Raw genomic sequence first — 13,480 nt, 5'->3', positions numbered from 1 at the left:
CACTGTTCAACTAGAATACCAAGTTGTATCCCAAGGATTACCGCCAGTTTCTAAGCCACATAGAGAACTATAAGCAGTAATAATTGATTGATTGGAAGTACGCGATCGCAACTCTAATCTCACCTCACCCTGCATCGTATCTTTACACGCAAACATCAAACCGTTTTCTGTTGGCGCACGTAGAGGAGTACCAGGTAAATCTGTCGTTCCAGTCACAGTTACTTCATATTCAGAATTAGTAGCTTGCATTCGCCATCCACCCCAAGGCTGAATTTGCCAAGAAACTTGCGAGTTCCAGGGCACGAATTCATAAAACTTCCCTTGATAGTGAACACCAATCATCGCCACCGATTCCATCCACCACAACACGCCTCGTCTACCGCCACCAGCAGTTAAAGCTAAGTCAGGTTCGCCTTCAAAACAATTGCAATTCACCCAAAACCACTTTTTGGGAAAAGCACCACCCCAATTTTTTTCTCCATAAGCAGGGGCGTCAGTAAATTCATAGCGTTTACCGTTCCAATCAATCCAACCAGAAGCTAGCCCATGTGCCATTAAAATCTGCCATCCAGGTTCAAAAATAGGCAAAGATGACAATAAACCAGCCGTTGATTTTTGGAGTTCGCCTTTATTTCCCCAACCGTATACTGGCTTAATTTCGTACTCCCAACGACAATATCCAGTTGCAGGGTTGTGAATAATTCCCTGATTAAGTGTAGCTGTAGCTTGGTAGCCTTCTTTTATCCGACTGTCAAATTCATTAGGAAGTAATAATGTTGGCTGAGTACGTAAATCAGTTTTACCCCAATGTCCTAATTCGAGTTTAGATGAATTTGCCCAAAAACCCTGCACATCTGGAAAAGTCCGCCAGAGATATTCATCATCAGGACCTAAAATTTGGGCTGCACCGCCACTATAAGGTTTACCACCAATCGGATCTTCAATAGAGTACATGAAAGCAAAAGTTTGCCCGCAATCAGGTAAAGTTACACGGTAATACCAACCTTCAAAGAAACGGCGATCGCTACCATCCCAGTGATAACCACTATGTGGTGTTTGCGTTGAGTTATGAGATTTGGGAATACTAGACATAAAATACCAGTATGTGCGGCTGATTACCCTTTTGAGGAAATTTTCTTTATCTATCCCTACAGTAGTTTAACAAGTTAAAAACTCAGGATTTTCATCAAAGCTCATTAATTCAATTAATGCTGGATTATCTATCATATCTTTTGCTGCTAAATACCCAGCAATGCTCCAAGTTTGATATCTTCTTGATTCTTTGCCAATTAATCGCCCATTTTTACCATCGTAGTATTCAGGCCATTGATCTTTACCTAAACGTTCTTCAGCGATCGCGATCGCTTTTTGGGCAAGTTCTTGACGATTGGTTTTAATTGCCGCAGCAGTTAGCATCCACAGTAATATAGGCCAATTTCCCCCATTATGATACGACCACGGTCGATTTTTAGGATCGCATCCTGTCACAGTCCGCCAGTCAGCACCCTCAACAGCAGGAAAACAAATTTTCATTGGCATATATCCTACTAAATCGTGCCAGCGATCTTCGATCAAATTCATGATTTGTTGAGATTCTTCCTCACTAGCTAAGGAAATTAAAATTGCCATCAAGTTTCCCAAAGCAAAAAAGCGAAAATCCATTCTTCCTGGACCTAAATTTCCGGCTAGATAACCCCCATTTTCTGGCAACCATTCTGTTAACCAAGCGGGGATAGAATCAGCGTAAATATTAAATTTATTAGCAACTTCGTGCCCAAATTCTTCACCAGTAAAGCGATAAATTTCATTTAAACGTTGTAAATTTAACCAATAATACTCGCGGATATGATATCCTAAAGTTCCCAAACGGTGTTTTACAGCATCAAGATATTCATCGCCATTGTTATCTGGTAGTAGTAACTCTTTAGCTGCACGTAAAGCTGCATAAAATAAAACTTGAATTTCTAAAGGATGACCATAAACGCCCATCCGACGATCGATCATAAAAGCACCATCAGGAACTAGCATCGTCGGATACATCGCAAAGCGATGTACTAAGCACAAATCAAGAATAAGTTTGATTCCTGCTTGAAAATCAGCTTGGTGGGCGAGTTTGATGTCTCCTGTTGCTTTCACATAAGCGCGTAGTAACACGATCCACCACAAACAGCAATCTACTGGGGGGACTCTGGCGATCGCGTGTTCGCCAAAATCAGCAATTAAGCGTTCTTTGCCATCAACGCATTCTACTTTAAAACTTGCAGGCATTAGCCCTGGTCCTGGACGAAAACAGTCCATTTCCTTTTCATGACTTTGTAGTTTGAGCGTCACAACCAAGAAATCACGCACGATTTCTATTTGTCCCTCAGTTAAAAACGCGATCGCCGATACAACAAAATCACGTACAAAGCACTGATCGTAATTCAACGCATCCATCTCAGGATCGTCTGCTGCTACTGTTCCTACTGGACGCCCTTGATAGTAGAGAATCGATTTATCAAGTAATGCTCTTGCTTCTTGAATTAGCTCATCTCTGTTTTGGCTAGTTGTCATTTTGCTAAAAAATATTCATAGCGAACAGACAATCTTTTATCTTGTTTAGTAGAACATATTCATCTCCAATTAGTAATAAAAATAGCTAGGGCTGACACCTGGTAACTTCTGCCGATTACCAATTACCCATTCCCATTTCTTCCCTACTTTGCTAGAAGCAAATTCTATGTTAGTTCCTGACTTGATAACGCACCAATCTCCGGACATTTTCGCGTGAAAGTCCGAGTTCTTGAGCAATCGTAGCTTCAAGTTGGTCAAAGTCAGTAACGGGAAAAATGAAATTTAACTTTTTCAATACAGAGTCTTTCGTCATCACTTCAACTTTCGTAAATCCTTGTTGCTGATCGACTTCAGCTTGAATAACGACGACAGTGACAGAAAGATGCACTTCAAGTTGAGTATCAGCTTCGAGTTGAGTCGTTGTACCATAGGGACGACTCAGTACATGATCTGTCAACACACTCGTGGCAAACCAGAAGGCACATCCAAGAAGAGGTAGCGCTAGCAAAAACTCTAGCCCAAGTGTATATAATGCTCTGAACCAGCGAAATGAAGTCATACGGCGACGCAAAAGGAATCTTGTAACAATCTTTCCGGTGACAGACGTACGCTGGAGTGTTGTTTACTTACTATGTGCATCATTCGTAGGCGATCGCGCTATATGAGAATCTTACTCGTAGAAGACGACCCCGCGCAATTAGAACCACTTTATGCTGCTTTGTCGCAAGCTGGACATATTGTCGATGGTGTTGAAGATGGGGAAACGGCACAGTGGCTATTATCTCAAAAAGAATACGATTTACTCATTTTGGATTGGCTGCTACCGCGTGTCAGTGGTTTAAGTTTATGTCAACAGTTTCGCCAAGCTGGTAAAACTGCTCCTGTGTTGATGCTAACAGCAAAGGATACGACAGCAGATAAAGTCACAGGTTTAGATGCTGGCGCAGATGATTATCTAGTCAAGCCTACAGATATTATGGAACTTTTAGCACGAGTTCGAGCTTTAGGCAGGCGATCGCCATTATGGCAAGGGGATACGCTACGGATGGCAGACTTGCAATTACATCTCAATAGTCTTGCCGTTGAACGCAATCATACAACCGTGCAACTATCTACACGAGAATTTCAGTTACTAGAATACTTTTTTCGCCATCCCCGTCAAGTACTCACTCGCGATCAAATTGAAGAAGCGCTTTGGGAATGGGGTACAGAACCGGAAAGTAATGCAGTTACAACCTTAGTCCGCCGACTACGTCAGCGGTTACAAAGCATTAATGCGGCTGATTGGATTGAAACAATTTATGGTATGGGGTATCGCTTAAATCCACCGGAAGAAGAGGGGTGAGGAGTGTTAGCGCAGCGGGACGAAGTCCGGAGTGAGGGGTTAGGGGTTAGTGACTAGTGGAAGTGTGGGAGAGTAGGAGCGTGGGAGCGTTGTAGAGTAGGTGAGTAAGCGAGTTGTAGAGATTGAGAGATTTAATTACTATTTTTCCCTCATACCCTCATACCCTCATACCCTACCACCCTCTGCTCCCCCGATTCCTGATCTCTAGTCATGTTCAACCGCAGTCGTCGAAATTTAGCACGCTGGTTTACTCTCTCGATGGGAAGTATCTTAGTTGTCTTCGCTACTGTTGTCTATTATCAGGAAGTTGAAGATGAACTTGAAGTTGTCGATCGCCTACTCTACAAAAAAACGCGGGCGATCGCTGCTAATGTAGATTATCGCCTTGAACCAGGAGAACGGCGAGTAGACCTAGAAAATGTTCCCTGGTTAGGTAATAATCCCTTACCAGAAGATACAGAATTAGTTTATGCCCGTTGGTACAATCCCCAAAAGCAAATTGTCCGATTTTTTGGCACTCCACCACCATCACAACTAACAACAGCAATTGGTTTTCATACAATTAAAAATACTAAATATTCAACACCGAATCAGCTTCAGCCTTGGCTGCGTCAAGTAACATTAGTTGTCGAAAAAAATGACACTGTTATTGGTTATTTGCAAATTGCAACACCTTTAGCTGCTGCACAAGATTCGCTTAGTCAATTACGATTATTTTTAGCTTTAGCAGTACCAATCACAATATTCATTATTGCGTTGACGGGTTGGTTTTTGGGAGGATTAGCAATGCAGCCAATTCGTCAAGCTTACATTCAATTACAACGCTTTACCGCCGATGCTTCCCACGAACTACGTACACCACTTGCAGCAATTCTCAGCAATGCACAAGTTGGACTACTCTCAGAAGATAGTTCTCAGCAACGTTTCCGTCTAGAAAAGATTGTCGAAGTTGCTAAATCAATGAGTACCTTGGTTAGCAATTTATTACTACTAGCGCGACAGCAAGGAATTGCTGCGCCTGAATCTTTACAAGAAATTGATCTAACTCAATTACTACAAGAAATAGCACGATACCAAGTAGAAAACAATACAAATGCACTGATTTTTACGACAAACTTGCCACCGTATCCAGTCAAAATTTTTGCAGATTATAGTTTAATTCACCAGGCAGTGATGAACTTGCTAGATAATGCCTTTAAGTATACTCCTGCTGGTGGTAAAGTGCAGTTGCGTCTTGCTGTGCGATCGCGTTGGGCAGAAATCGTAGTTGAAGATAGTGGGATTGGCATTCCTTCCCAAGATTTGCCTTATATTTTTGAACGGTTTTATCGTGTTGATACTGAACGCACTAGAAAAAGTGGTGGTTTTGGTTTAGGACTTGCGATTGCCCAGCAACTCGTGCAAGCTCATGGTGGGCAGATTAATGTTAGTAGTACCTATGCCCAAGGATCTACTTTTACAATCAAATTACCCCTCACAATGTCATAAACCTGTCATTTTCTTGTCACAAGGATCGTGATTAATGTTAATTAAGTTAAGAGGGAGTCTTATTTTTATTTTGGGATATATGCTATCGCCACTGTCTTGGTGGAACGATCTGTTTTTTAATTTACCAATTGCCTATTTTTTTAGTTATATTTTTGGTTTGTTTAATGCAGATTTATTTTTGCCTTTTTCGATAGTAGGCTATTGGATTTCTAATATTGCAGGTTTTCTACTGATGCAATTTGGGGCTGCTGATGTTCTACAACAATCAGAACGAAGTCTCAAGAAAGATTTACTGATTGGCTTAATTTCGTCTACTGTTTACACGATTGTCGTTGTATTACTGCTGCAATTTAATATCCTAGAAAATCCATTACTGAGTAACTTAGTAAAGGGATAAGTGTAAACAACGAACATCCTCGCTATCAAAAGGGTAGTTGCTTAATCTTCGATTAATATCTTTGTAATTCTGTCAAGTTATTAAGCCTTGCGCTGATATAGCTGCGCACTTTATTTGACTCAGAAGGAGGTTCACCTTGACTCAAGACTACAACGCTAATCACCCTCAAACTGCGTCGCGGGAAGAACTACGAGAGTTAGTTCGTATGCAGTTACAGACACTATTAGAGCAGCAAAATTTTCAAGGTGCTAAAGCTTTACTTGTCCCTGTACAACCTGTAGATATTGCAGAAGCGATTGAGGGTTTACCAGAAGCCATGCAGGCGATCGCATTTCGCTTGCTTTCTAAAGATGAGGCAATAGAAGTCTATGAGTATCTTGATCCTACTATTCAACAAAAGCTAATTGAGGAATTCAAACACCAAGATGTCTTGGATATTGTTGACAAAATGTCACCTGACGATCGGGCGCGTCTGTTTGATGAATTGCCTGCAAAAATTGTTCGGCGACTGCTAACGCAACTAAGCCCTGAAGAACGACAAGCAACTTCTTTACTTTTAGGCTACAAGCCCAATACTGCTGGGCGCATTATGACCCCAGAGTATATATCTTTAAAAGAAGGAATGACTGTTGCTCAAGCATTAGAGCGTATTCGTAGTGTTGCCAATGTTACTGAAACTATCTATTACTTATACGTTTCAGATGCAGCACGAAGACTTGTAGGCATCCTATCACTTAGGGATCTTGTGACAGCCCAACCCAATCAGACTATTGGCGAGATCATGACACGGGATGCTGTACACGTCTACACCGAAACCGATCAAGAAGAAGTTGCGCGTATCATCAAAGATTATGACTTCTTAGCTGTACCTGTCGTAGATACCGAACGACGTTTAGTTGGGATCGTGACTGTTGATGATGTCATCGATATTTTAGAAGAAGAAACTACCGAAGATATTTATACTCTAGGTGGCGTTCAAGCCGGTGGTGGTAATTATTTTCAAACTAACTTATTTACTGTTGCTCGTAAACGTGTCGTTTGGCTAATGATTTTATTGATCACAAATACAGCGACTGCAGTAGTTATTCAAAATGAAGAAGAAGTTCTCGAACAAGTTGTAGCACTAGCAGCATTTATTCCCTTACTAATTGACACTGGTGGTAATGTGGGGGCGCAATCTTCTACAGTCGTCATTCGTGGCTTAAGTACCAACGAAGTGCAAATTAATAAGTTTCTTAGAGTCATATCGCGGGAAACTCTTGCCGGCGTAGTTTTAGGAGTTATGCTAGCTGTTGTTGTAACAGTGTGGGCTTATTTTTTACAAGGTAATCTAGCAGTCGCGATCGCAGTTGGAGTGAGTTTATTTGCCATTGCCATTTTGGCTTCCTTCGCAGGTTCAGCATTACCCTTTTTGTTTCGTTCCCTCAAACTCGATCCCGCTTTGATGTCAGCACCATTCATTACAACTGCAGTTGACGTTTTGGGCGTCTTAATTTATCTGTGGACAGCGCGGCTAATTTTAGGATTGTAAAACTGATCAGCACAAACCTGCTATGCCCCCTACGGGGATGTTAACCTAGGTATAGTGTCGGTACTTAGTGAGCTATGGACAGCATCGTTAGGCGCTTCAAGTACCTACCGTACTAAAAAGTTTACATATTAATTTCATCGAGGAATGTAAATTGGTTGCCATCCCTGAAAAACAGCAACAACAAGTATCTGCTCATTTTAGCAATGACCGAGTTGCCGTCTTGCTGATGGGCTACGGCGAAGTCGAGAGTTACGAAGATTTTGCTAACTACAACGAACAAGCTTTAAATTTACTGACCGCTAAATTTGCCCCAGTACCAACATGGATTTATCCACCTTTAGCTAAAGTACTAGCGCTGTTTGATCGCCATGAGTGGGATCATCAACACGATCACTTTATCTCTCCTCATAATGCCATTTTTGAGCAGCAACGTGCAGGCATTGAAAAGCACTTACAACAACAGTGGGGAGATCGCGTTCAAGTATTCAAAGCATTTAACTTCTGTGCGCCCTTCCTTCCAGAACAAGTCTTAGCAGAGATTAAAGATCAAGGATTTGACAAAATTCTGATTTACCCCTTACTCGTTGTTGATTCAATTTTCACAAGCGGGATCGCAGTAGAACAAGTCAACAAAGCTTTAGCACTGACTGACGGTGAAGAACACTGGGTCAAAGCTCAACGTTATATTCCCTCTTTTTACAATGAATCTGCCTATATTGGTTTAATGGCACGTCTGGTTGAGGAAAAAATTGCTAGCGATCTGGCTGCAGCATACCTACCTTCCCAAATTGGTATCGTGTTAATGAATCACGGCTGTCCGCACAAGGCAAAAGGATTTACTTCTGGAATTACAGAAAGTGAAGCACTATACGAGCAAGTCAGAGAACAATTAATCTACCGCTATCCTCTGATTTCTGTAGGCTGGCTGAACCATGACACGCCGCTGATTGAATGGACGCAGCCTAATGCGACAGTAGCTGCAAAAAACTTGATTGAACTTGGCGCTAAAGCGATTGTGTTTATGCCAATTGGCTTTGCTACTGAAAATCATGAAACTTTACTCGATGTCGATCATATTATTCATGCTTTGCAGCGCCAGCACAAAAATATCACTTATGTGCAAATGCCTTGTGTGAACGATCACCCTGATTTTCTGAAAATGGCTGCAGAATGGGCTAATCCTCAAATTGCTGCTTTACTTTCAGAGCAAGTGATCGCAGTCAATCCTCACTTAGCAGCAGTACAGGCGCATCACCATCACCACCATCACCACGAACACCATCATCACTAAAAATCTTTAACTTTAGGGTAGGCTATTTTGCCTGCCCGAACAACTCACTTAATTCTACTCATCTCCAATAAATCAGAATCATACATAATAATGCTCCACCCCTGACGCAGGATTTTTCCTTCTATTGCGAATTGTCGCAACATTCTTGTCACTGTTACTCTTGTTGAGCCAATTGTATCTGCTATGTCCTGATGAGTAATAGGTAAATCTAGCCGCCGCCCCTGCTTAACATCACAACCAAATTTTTTATCAAGCCAAATCAAAAACTCCCACAATTTCAGTGCAACTGATTCTCTGCGGATGATCCGGATTAATTCTTCAGTTTGTTGCATCTGCTGTACAACGTCTTCTAAAATGTTTCCCCATGTATGAGACGGTAAAGCGCTACACTCTACATCAGTCAAGCATTCAATTTGAAAAGGACGAATACGAGATATTGCTTGCCCTACAACTTCACCAGATCCCCAATAACCTAAGACAATTAACGTACCATCTTCTGTCCAAGTAGACGTGCGTACAATCCCACGTTCAATTTTCCACAAAACTTCTGTTTGAAGAGGAATCTGTTTCCGGCGACGAAACGTGTACTTCGTAGAGGGTAAAGAAGGCTCTGAACCTGAGTCTGGCATTGCAATACTCTCTCACAGTACGAGAAGTACATCTATTACACTGTTATCACGCTATTGCAGTCTTCTTCGGCAATCAATAGTAATTTTACGGAAATATTTGGGTAGATTTCAAAACTCATCAAAAAAAACAATAAAATTACGGTTGTGAATTGGTTTAATATAAGTCTAAACTAGAAAGGTTTGCCATTATTAAAGTCAAAATGTCCTGCAAGCAACTGGTCTAAAGTTTTATGATGTTAACTATGACCAATTGCTATAACAGGAAACACATAACCTCAATCAGACCTCATGCTATGCAACGCCTTGCAGCTTGCGTGTATTTTCCACTAAACTCTGAGCAAATTGATCGAAACGCTGGGAAAGTTTTTCATCTAAAATTTTTCCATCAGAACTGAAAGCTTTCCATGCTTGTCCAACTGCAATTTGTTCGGGAATTACCCAAGCGTGTACCCAACGCATAATGACTCGCAAATCATTTAATGCGTTGCTATTAGACTGACCTCCGAGGACGCTAATCAATCCAACAACTTTGCTATCTAGCTGCTCAAAGCTCATCAGGTCTAGAGCATTCTTTAGAACACCACTTACACTACCGTGATACTCTGGAGTCGCCAAAATTAAACCGTCAGCTTGCTTGACTGTATTCTGCAGTTTGGCTACATCAGGATAGTCTAAATAGTCATCTCCTCCATCGCAAAATGGTAATTTCATTTGCCTAAGATCGAGAACTTCAACTTCTGTACCCAAAGCCTCAATTCGCCTTGCTGCTAAGCTTAAAGCCAGTTGACTATAAGAGTCAGGTCTTAAACTACCACCAATTCCTACAATTTTGACCATTGAATTGCTCCTTGAAGAAGTTTACTAAAACGCTAATTAATCTCGTTAATACTTAAATACGGTTATCCATCTTCGGAGCAAAATCCTTGATTGAGTGCAACGTCTAAACAGTTCTTTTTCGTCAATTCGTATAAGCGAAGTCGTTATGAGTATGATTTAATTATAGGGAACTTATTACGGTTGTGTCAAATCTCAAGTTATGCCAGCGCAAGAAATTGAGCTATTAGTGATACTAGAGGGAGTTATAGGAAAGCTAAACTAGATCTTGACAAGATAAATTTTAAATTTTTATTCACGCTCAGGCAGAACGCTCAAATGCAAGTGCTTGGGTTAAAGCAGTAGACAAAGGGCAATCAATATGAGAGGTTCGCAAAAAAAAGCATTGATGCGCCAAAGACCGGCAAGCGGTTTAGCTTTTACTGGTGCGATCGCCGCAGGCTGGATTATGTTACAGTCTACGCTCGTGGCAAGCCCAGCACTAGCGCAAAGAAGAGAGCCTAACGCTCTCACATATGGTGAATTACTAGAAAGAATTGATGCAGGTCAAGTCGAACGAGTTGAAATTGATCCAACTCAACGAGTTGCTAGAGTTCAACTTGAAGGACAACAAGCAGATGCTCCACCGCAAGAGATCCCACTACTCGACCAAAATCCAGAATTAACTGAAAGACTGCGGGCGAACCAAGTTGATTTTGAAGTAAGGTCTTCTGCTGATAGTAGAGTTGCCATTGGCATCTTGGCAAACTTGCTATGGATTTTGCCATTGATGGCTTTGATGTTATTGTTTTTACGGCGATCGAGCAACGCATCCAATCAAGCAATGAACTTCGGTAAATCCCGCGCTCGATTTCAAATGGAATCAAAAACTGGGATTACCTTTGTTGATGTTGCTGGAATTGAAGAAGCCAAAGAAGAACTACAAGAAGTCGTCACCTTCCTTAAACAACCTGAACGCTTTACAGCGATTGGTGCTCGTATTCCCAAAGGTGTGCTGTTAGTCGGACCGCCAGGAACAGGTAAAACACTTCTGGCTAAAGCGATCGCCGGCGAAGCTGGAGTACCATTTTTCAGTATCTCTGGTAGTGAATTTGTCGAAATGTTTGTTGGTGTTGGTGCTTCCCGCGTCCGTGACTTATTCAAAAAAGCCAAAGACAGTGCGCCTTGCTTAATCTTTATCGATGAGATTGATGCAGTAGGAAGACAACGTGGAGCAGGTATCGGCGGTGGTAACGATGAGCGCGAACAAACGCTCAATCAGTTACTCACAGAAATGGATGGATTTGAAGGCAATACAGGAATTATCATTATTGCTGCAACGAACCGTCCTGATGTTTTAGATTCTGCATTACTGCGTCCTGGAAGATTTGACCGTCAAGTTATTGTGGACGCTCCCGATGTTAAAGGACGTCAAGAAATTCTCCAAGTACATGCACGAAATAAGAAACTGGACGCGAATGTGTCATTAGACGCAGTAGCAAGACGGACACCAGGATTTACAGGAGCAGATTTAGCCAACTTGCTCAACGAGGCGGCAATTTTGACAGCCAGACGACGTAAAGAAGCAATCTCATTGTTAGAGATTGATGATGCGATTGACCGAGTTGTCGCAGGGATGGAAGGAACACCGCTAGTCGATAGCAAGAGCAAACGCTTAATTGCATACCACGAAGTAGGTCATGCATTGCTTGCTACGCTCTTGAAAGACCACGATCCCGTGCAGAAAGTTACACTGATTCCGCGCGGACAAGCCAGAGGACTAACATGGTTTACTCCTAATGAAGACCAAGGGTTGGTTTCTCGCGCTCAGCTTTTAGCAAGAGTTACTGCAACGCTTGGCGGACGAGCAGCCGAAGAAATTGTGTTTGGGAAAGAAGAAGTTACAACTGGTGCAGGTCAAGATTTACAACAACTGACAAACTTAGCAAAGCAGATGGTAACTCGCTTTGGGATGTCTGACTTAGGTTTACTTGCGCTTGAGAATCAGAACAGCGAGGTCTTTCTAGGGCGTGACTTAATGACTCGCTCAGAATATTCTGAGGAAATTACAGCACGTGTAGATGCTCAAATTAGGCAGATTATTTCCCATTGCCACCAACAAGCGTTGAAACTTCTCCAAGACAACCGCGTTCTTATGGATCGATTGGTAGATTTACTTATCGAACAAGAAACCATTGACGGCGATGAATTTCGGAAAATCGTAGCAGAATACAAGCAATCTCAACAAGATGTACTTGTTGCTAGTTGATGACAACTAGAATACTCCCAAAGTCGAAAGCCGATAAGTTTCATAGAACTCATCGGCTTTTTGTCAAGGTTGTGCAATAGAAAGAAATTTATTAAGACTTTTAGTTCTCTTCTTACTTGAACCAAGTACACAATTTCCTACTCTGCTCTGTTCAAAGCACAGCATAGGTAATAGCTTATTGAATCTTGGCTGAAGATTGTAGCGATCTCCCCGATTGCTGAGCATACATAGCTCTCAGAACAAGTGCGGGATCTACATAATTATTTGCGTACTTAAGTCCCCAGTGAAGATGAGGACCTGTAGTGCGTCCAGTCATTCCTATTCGACCAATTCGTACGCCACTGTCAATATACTGACCTTCCCAAATTTGAATTCCACCCTCACGGTCAATGAAGTAGCGATTACCACCTTGAGCTTCAACATGACCTTTCATATGACAATAGGTATGTTCCCAATCACCTGATTGAACAACAATATGAGTTCCACAAGCTGTACGATCCGAGACTTTAATAACTTTTCCTGACCACCAGTTACGAATATAACTTCCTTGGGGTGCGGCAAAGTCTAGCCCTCTATGAAACTCCCATCCTGACCCGCCAGTAGCAGAACGACGATAACCAAAGGGAGAAGAATAAGCTTGAAAATTTTCTACAGGGAAAGAGGCGTTTTGCCAAGTACTACTTGTGGCAACCTGGTTTTGTTCAGCAGCGACAGCTTGAGTCATGTGTTGTTGCAAAATCAAGCTTGATGCACTTAATATTCCTAATACAGCAAGCAAAAGACTTTTTTTAACACGAGCACGAATTTTGAGGGGTTGACGACTAGATGCAGACGCTTGCTTCATACTTTCACTCCTTAATGTAGATATCCGTCTTCGGTTAGTAGCTTTGACAATTCATCATCTGTATGACTTTTTGATTTGGCAATACTAATAGCCTTATCAGTTTGAACAATCATTTGATAATCATTTTTACTCTGTACAAAGCGCGATCGCCTGTTTAACAACAAACAACTGTGAATCCTTTAAAGAACTATTGAGTTTCCTAAAAAAGCAAAAGTTCCCTTCTCTGATGACAACACTTTTTAGCATTTTTTAACCATGTCTTTTTATAGACGAGGCTATGATTAACTTTTGTTAAGTAACCTGTTATAGCAAACATTAAA

Annotated in this window: 12 protein-coding genes; 6 read left to right on the top strand and 6 right to left on the bottom strand. The window is 41.6% G+C overall.

All coding sequences use genetic code 11. The annotated features are described in order from the left end of the window. Positions 1–6: 6 nt before the first annotated feature. The 3 genes from CSQ79_RS15905 to CSQ79_RS15895 form a co-directional block, all read right to left on the bottom strand. Positions 7–1,092 carry a tocopherol cyclase family protein gene (locus CSQ79_RS15905; RefSeq protein ID WP_099702146.1) on the bottom strand — a complete coding sequence of 362 codons (1,086 nt, stop codon included), beginning with the start codon at positions 1,090–1,092 and terminating at the stop codon, positions 7–9. Positions 1,093–1,158: 66 nt separating this feature from the next. Continuing rightward, entirely contained in the window at positions 1,159–2,553 is a 1,395-nt protein-coding gene (locus tag CSQ79_RS15900) for a glycoside hydrolase 100 family protein (RefSeq protein ID WP_099702145.1), read from the bottom strand. Between the two features lie 169 nt (positions 2,554–2,722). Next, positions 2,723–3,112, bottom strand: coding sequence for a hypothetical protein (locus tag CSQ79_RS15895; protein ID WP_289501193.1), 390 nt, complete (start codon positions 3,110–3,112; stop codon positions 2,723–2,725). A gap of 102 nt (positions 3,113–3,214) precedes the next feature. Here CSQ79_RS15895 and rppA point away from each other — a divergent pair, with 102 nt between their 5' ends. The 5 genes from rppA (at position 3,215) to CSQ79_RS15870 (ending at position 8,605) form a co-directional block, all read left to right on the top strand. Continuing rightward, entirely contained in the window at positions 3,215–3,898 is a 684-nt protein-coding gene (rppA, locus tag CSQ79_RS15890) for a two-component system response regulator RppA (protein ID WP_099702143.1), read from the top strand. A gap of 210 nt (positions 3,899–4,108) precedes the next feature. Next, on the top strand, positions 4,109–5,386 hold the full coding sequence (locus CSQ79_RS15885; protein ID WP_099702142.1) for a sensor histidine kinase: 1,278 nt from the start codon (positions 4,109–4,111) through the stop codon (positions 5,384–5,386). A 34-nt stretch (positions 5,387–5,420) separates the two neighbouring features. Continuing rightward, entirely contained in the window at positions 5,421–5,783 is a 363-nt protein-coding gene (locus tag CSQ79_RS15880; protein ID WP_099702141.1) for a DUF7980 family protein, read from the top strand. A gap of 136 nt (positions 5,784–5,919) precedes the next feature. Next, on the top strand, positions 5,920–7,314 hold the full coding sequence (gene mgtE / locus CSQ79_RS15875; RefSeq protein ID WP_099702140.1) for a magnesium transporter: 1,395 nt from the start codon (positions 5,920–5,922) through the stop codon (positions 7,312–7,314). 151 nt (positions 7,315–7,465) lie between these two features. Continuing rightward, positions 7,466–8,605 (top strand): ferrochelatase, encoded by a 1,140-nt coding sequence (locus CSQ79_RS15870; RefSeq protein ID WP_099702139.1) that lies wholly within the window; start codon positions 7,466–7,468, stop codon positions 8,603–8,605. A gap of 44 nt (positions 8,606–8,649) precedes the next feature. On the opposite strand, the gene CSQ79_RS15865 is transcribed toward CSQ79_RS15870, so the two are convergent. Both CSQ79_RS15865 and CSQ79_RS15860 read right to left on the bottom strand, forming a co-directional pair. Further along, complete coding sequence (locus CSQ79_RS15865; RefSeq protein ID WP_099702138.1) at positions 8,650–9,234, bottom strand: Crp/Fnr family transcriptional regulator; 585 nt, start codon at positions 9,232–9,234, stop codon at positions 8,650–8,652. Positions 9,235–9,525: 291 nt separating this feature from the next. Next, complete coding sequence (locus CSQ79_RS15860) at positions 9,526–10,071, bottom strand: NADPH-dependent FMN reductase (RefSeq protein ID WP_099702137.1); 546 nt, start codon at positions 10,069–10,071, stop codon at positions 9,526–9,528. 358 nt (positions 10,072–10,429) lie between these two features. On the opposite strand from CSQ79_RS15860, the gene ftsH reads away from it, so the two are divergent. Continuing rightward, entirely contained in the window at positions 10,430–12,316 is a 1,887-nt protein-coding gene (gene ftsH, locus CSQ79_RS15855) for an ATP-dependent zinc metalloprotease FtsH (protein WP_099702136.1), read from the top strand. 175 nt (positions 12,317–12,491) lie between these two features. Here ftsH and CSQ79_RS15850 read toward each other — a convergent pair whose 3' ends face one another. Next, positions 12,492–13,160 (bottom strand): M23 family metallopeptidase, encoded by a 669-nt coding sequence (locus CSQ79_RS15850; protein ID WP_099702135.1) that lies wholly within the window; start codon positions 13,158–13,160, stop codon positions 12,492–12,494. Positions 13,161–13,480 lie beyond the last annotated feature (320 nt).

The organism is Gloeocapsopsis sp. IPPAS B-1203 (assembly GCF_002749975.1).
Lineage (GTDB): Bacteria > Cyanobacteriota > Cyanobacteriia > Cyanobacteriales > Chroococcidiopsidaceae > Gloeocapsopsis.
The sequence above is the reverse complement of the archived record's forward strand: the minus strand, read 5'-3'. Positions and strand labels throughout refer to the sequence as shown.

What these genes read in the sequence shown, in the direction of transcription:
- CSQ79_RS15905 (WP_099702146.1), bottom strand. Translation starts at nt 1,092, where the DNA reads ATGTCTAGTATTCCCAAATCTCATAACTCAACGCAAACACCACATAGT.
- CSQ79_RS15900 (WP_099702145.1), bottom strand. Translation starts at nt 2,553, where the DNA reads ATGACAACTAGCCAAAACAGAGATGAGCTAATTCAAGAAGCAAGAGCA.
- CSQ79_RS15895 (WP_289501193.1), bottom strand. Translation starts at nt 3,112, where the DNA reads ATGACTTCATTTCGCTGGTTCAGAGCATTATATACACTTGGGCTAGAG.
- rppA (WP_099702143.1), top strand. Translation starts at nt 3,215, where the DNA reads ATGAGAATCTTACTCGTAGAAGACGACCCCGCGCAATTAGAACCACTT.
- CSQ79_RS15885 (WP_099702142.1), top strand. Translation starts at nt 4,109, where the DNA reads ATGTTCAACCGCAGTCGTCGAAATTTAGCACGCTGGTTTACTCTCTCG.
- CSQ79_RS15880 (WP_099702141.1), top strand. Translation starts at nt 5,421, where the DNA reads ATGTTAATTAAGTTAAGAGGGAGTCTTATTTTTATTTTGGGATATATG.
- CSQ79_RS15865 (WP_099702138.1), bottom strand. Translation starts at nt 9,234, where the DNA reads ATGCCAGACTCAGGTTCAGAGCCTTCTTTACCCTCTACGAAGTACACG.
- CSQ79_RS15860 (WP_099702137.1), bottom strand. Translation starts at nt 10,071, where the DNA reads ATGGTCAAAATTGTAGGAATTGGTGGTAGTTTAAGACCTGACTCTTAT.
- ftsH (WP_099702136.1), top strand. Translation starts at nt 10,430, where the DNA reads ATGAGAGGTTCGCAAAAAAAAGCATTGATGCGCCAAAGACCGGCAAGC.
- CSQ79_RS15850 (WP_099702135.1), bottom strand. Translation starts at nt 13,160, where the DNA reads ATGAAGCAAGCGTCTGCATCTAGTCGTCAACCCCTCAAAATTCGTGCT.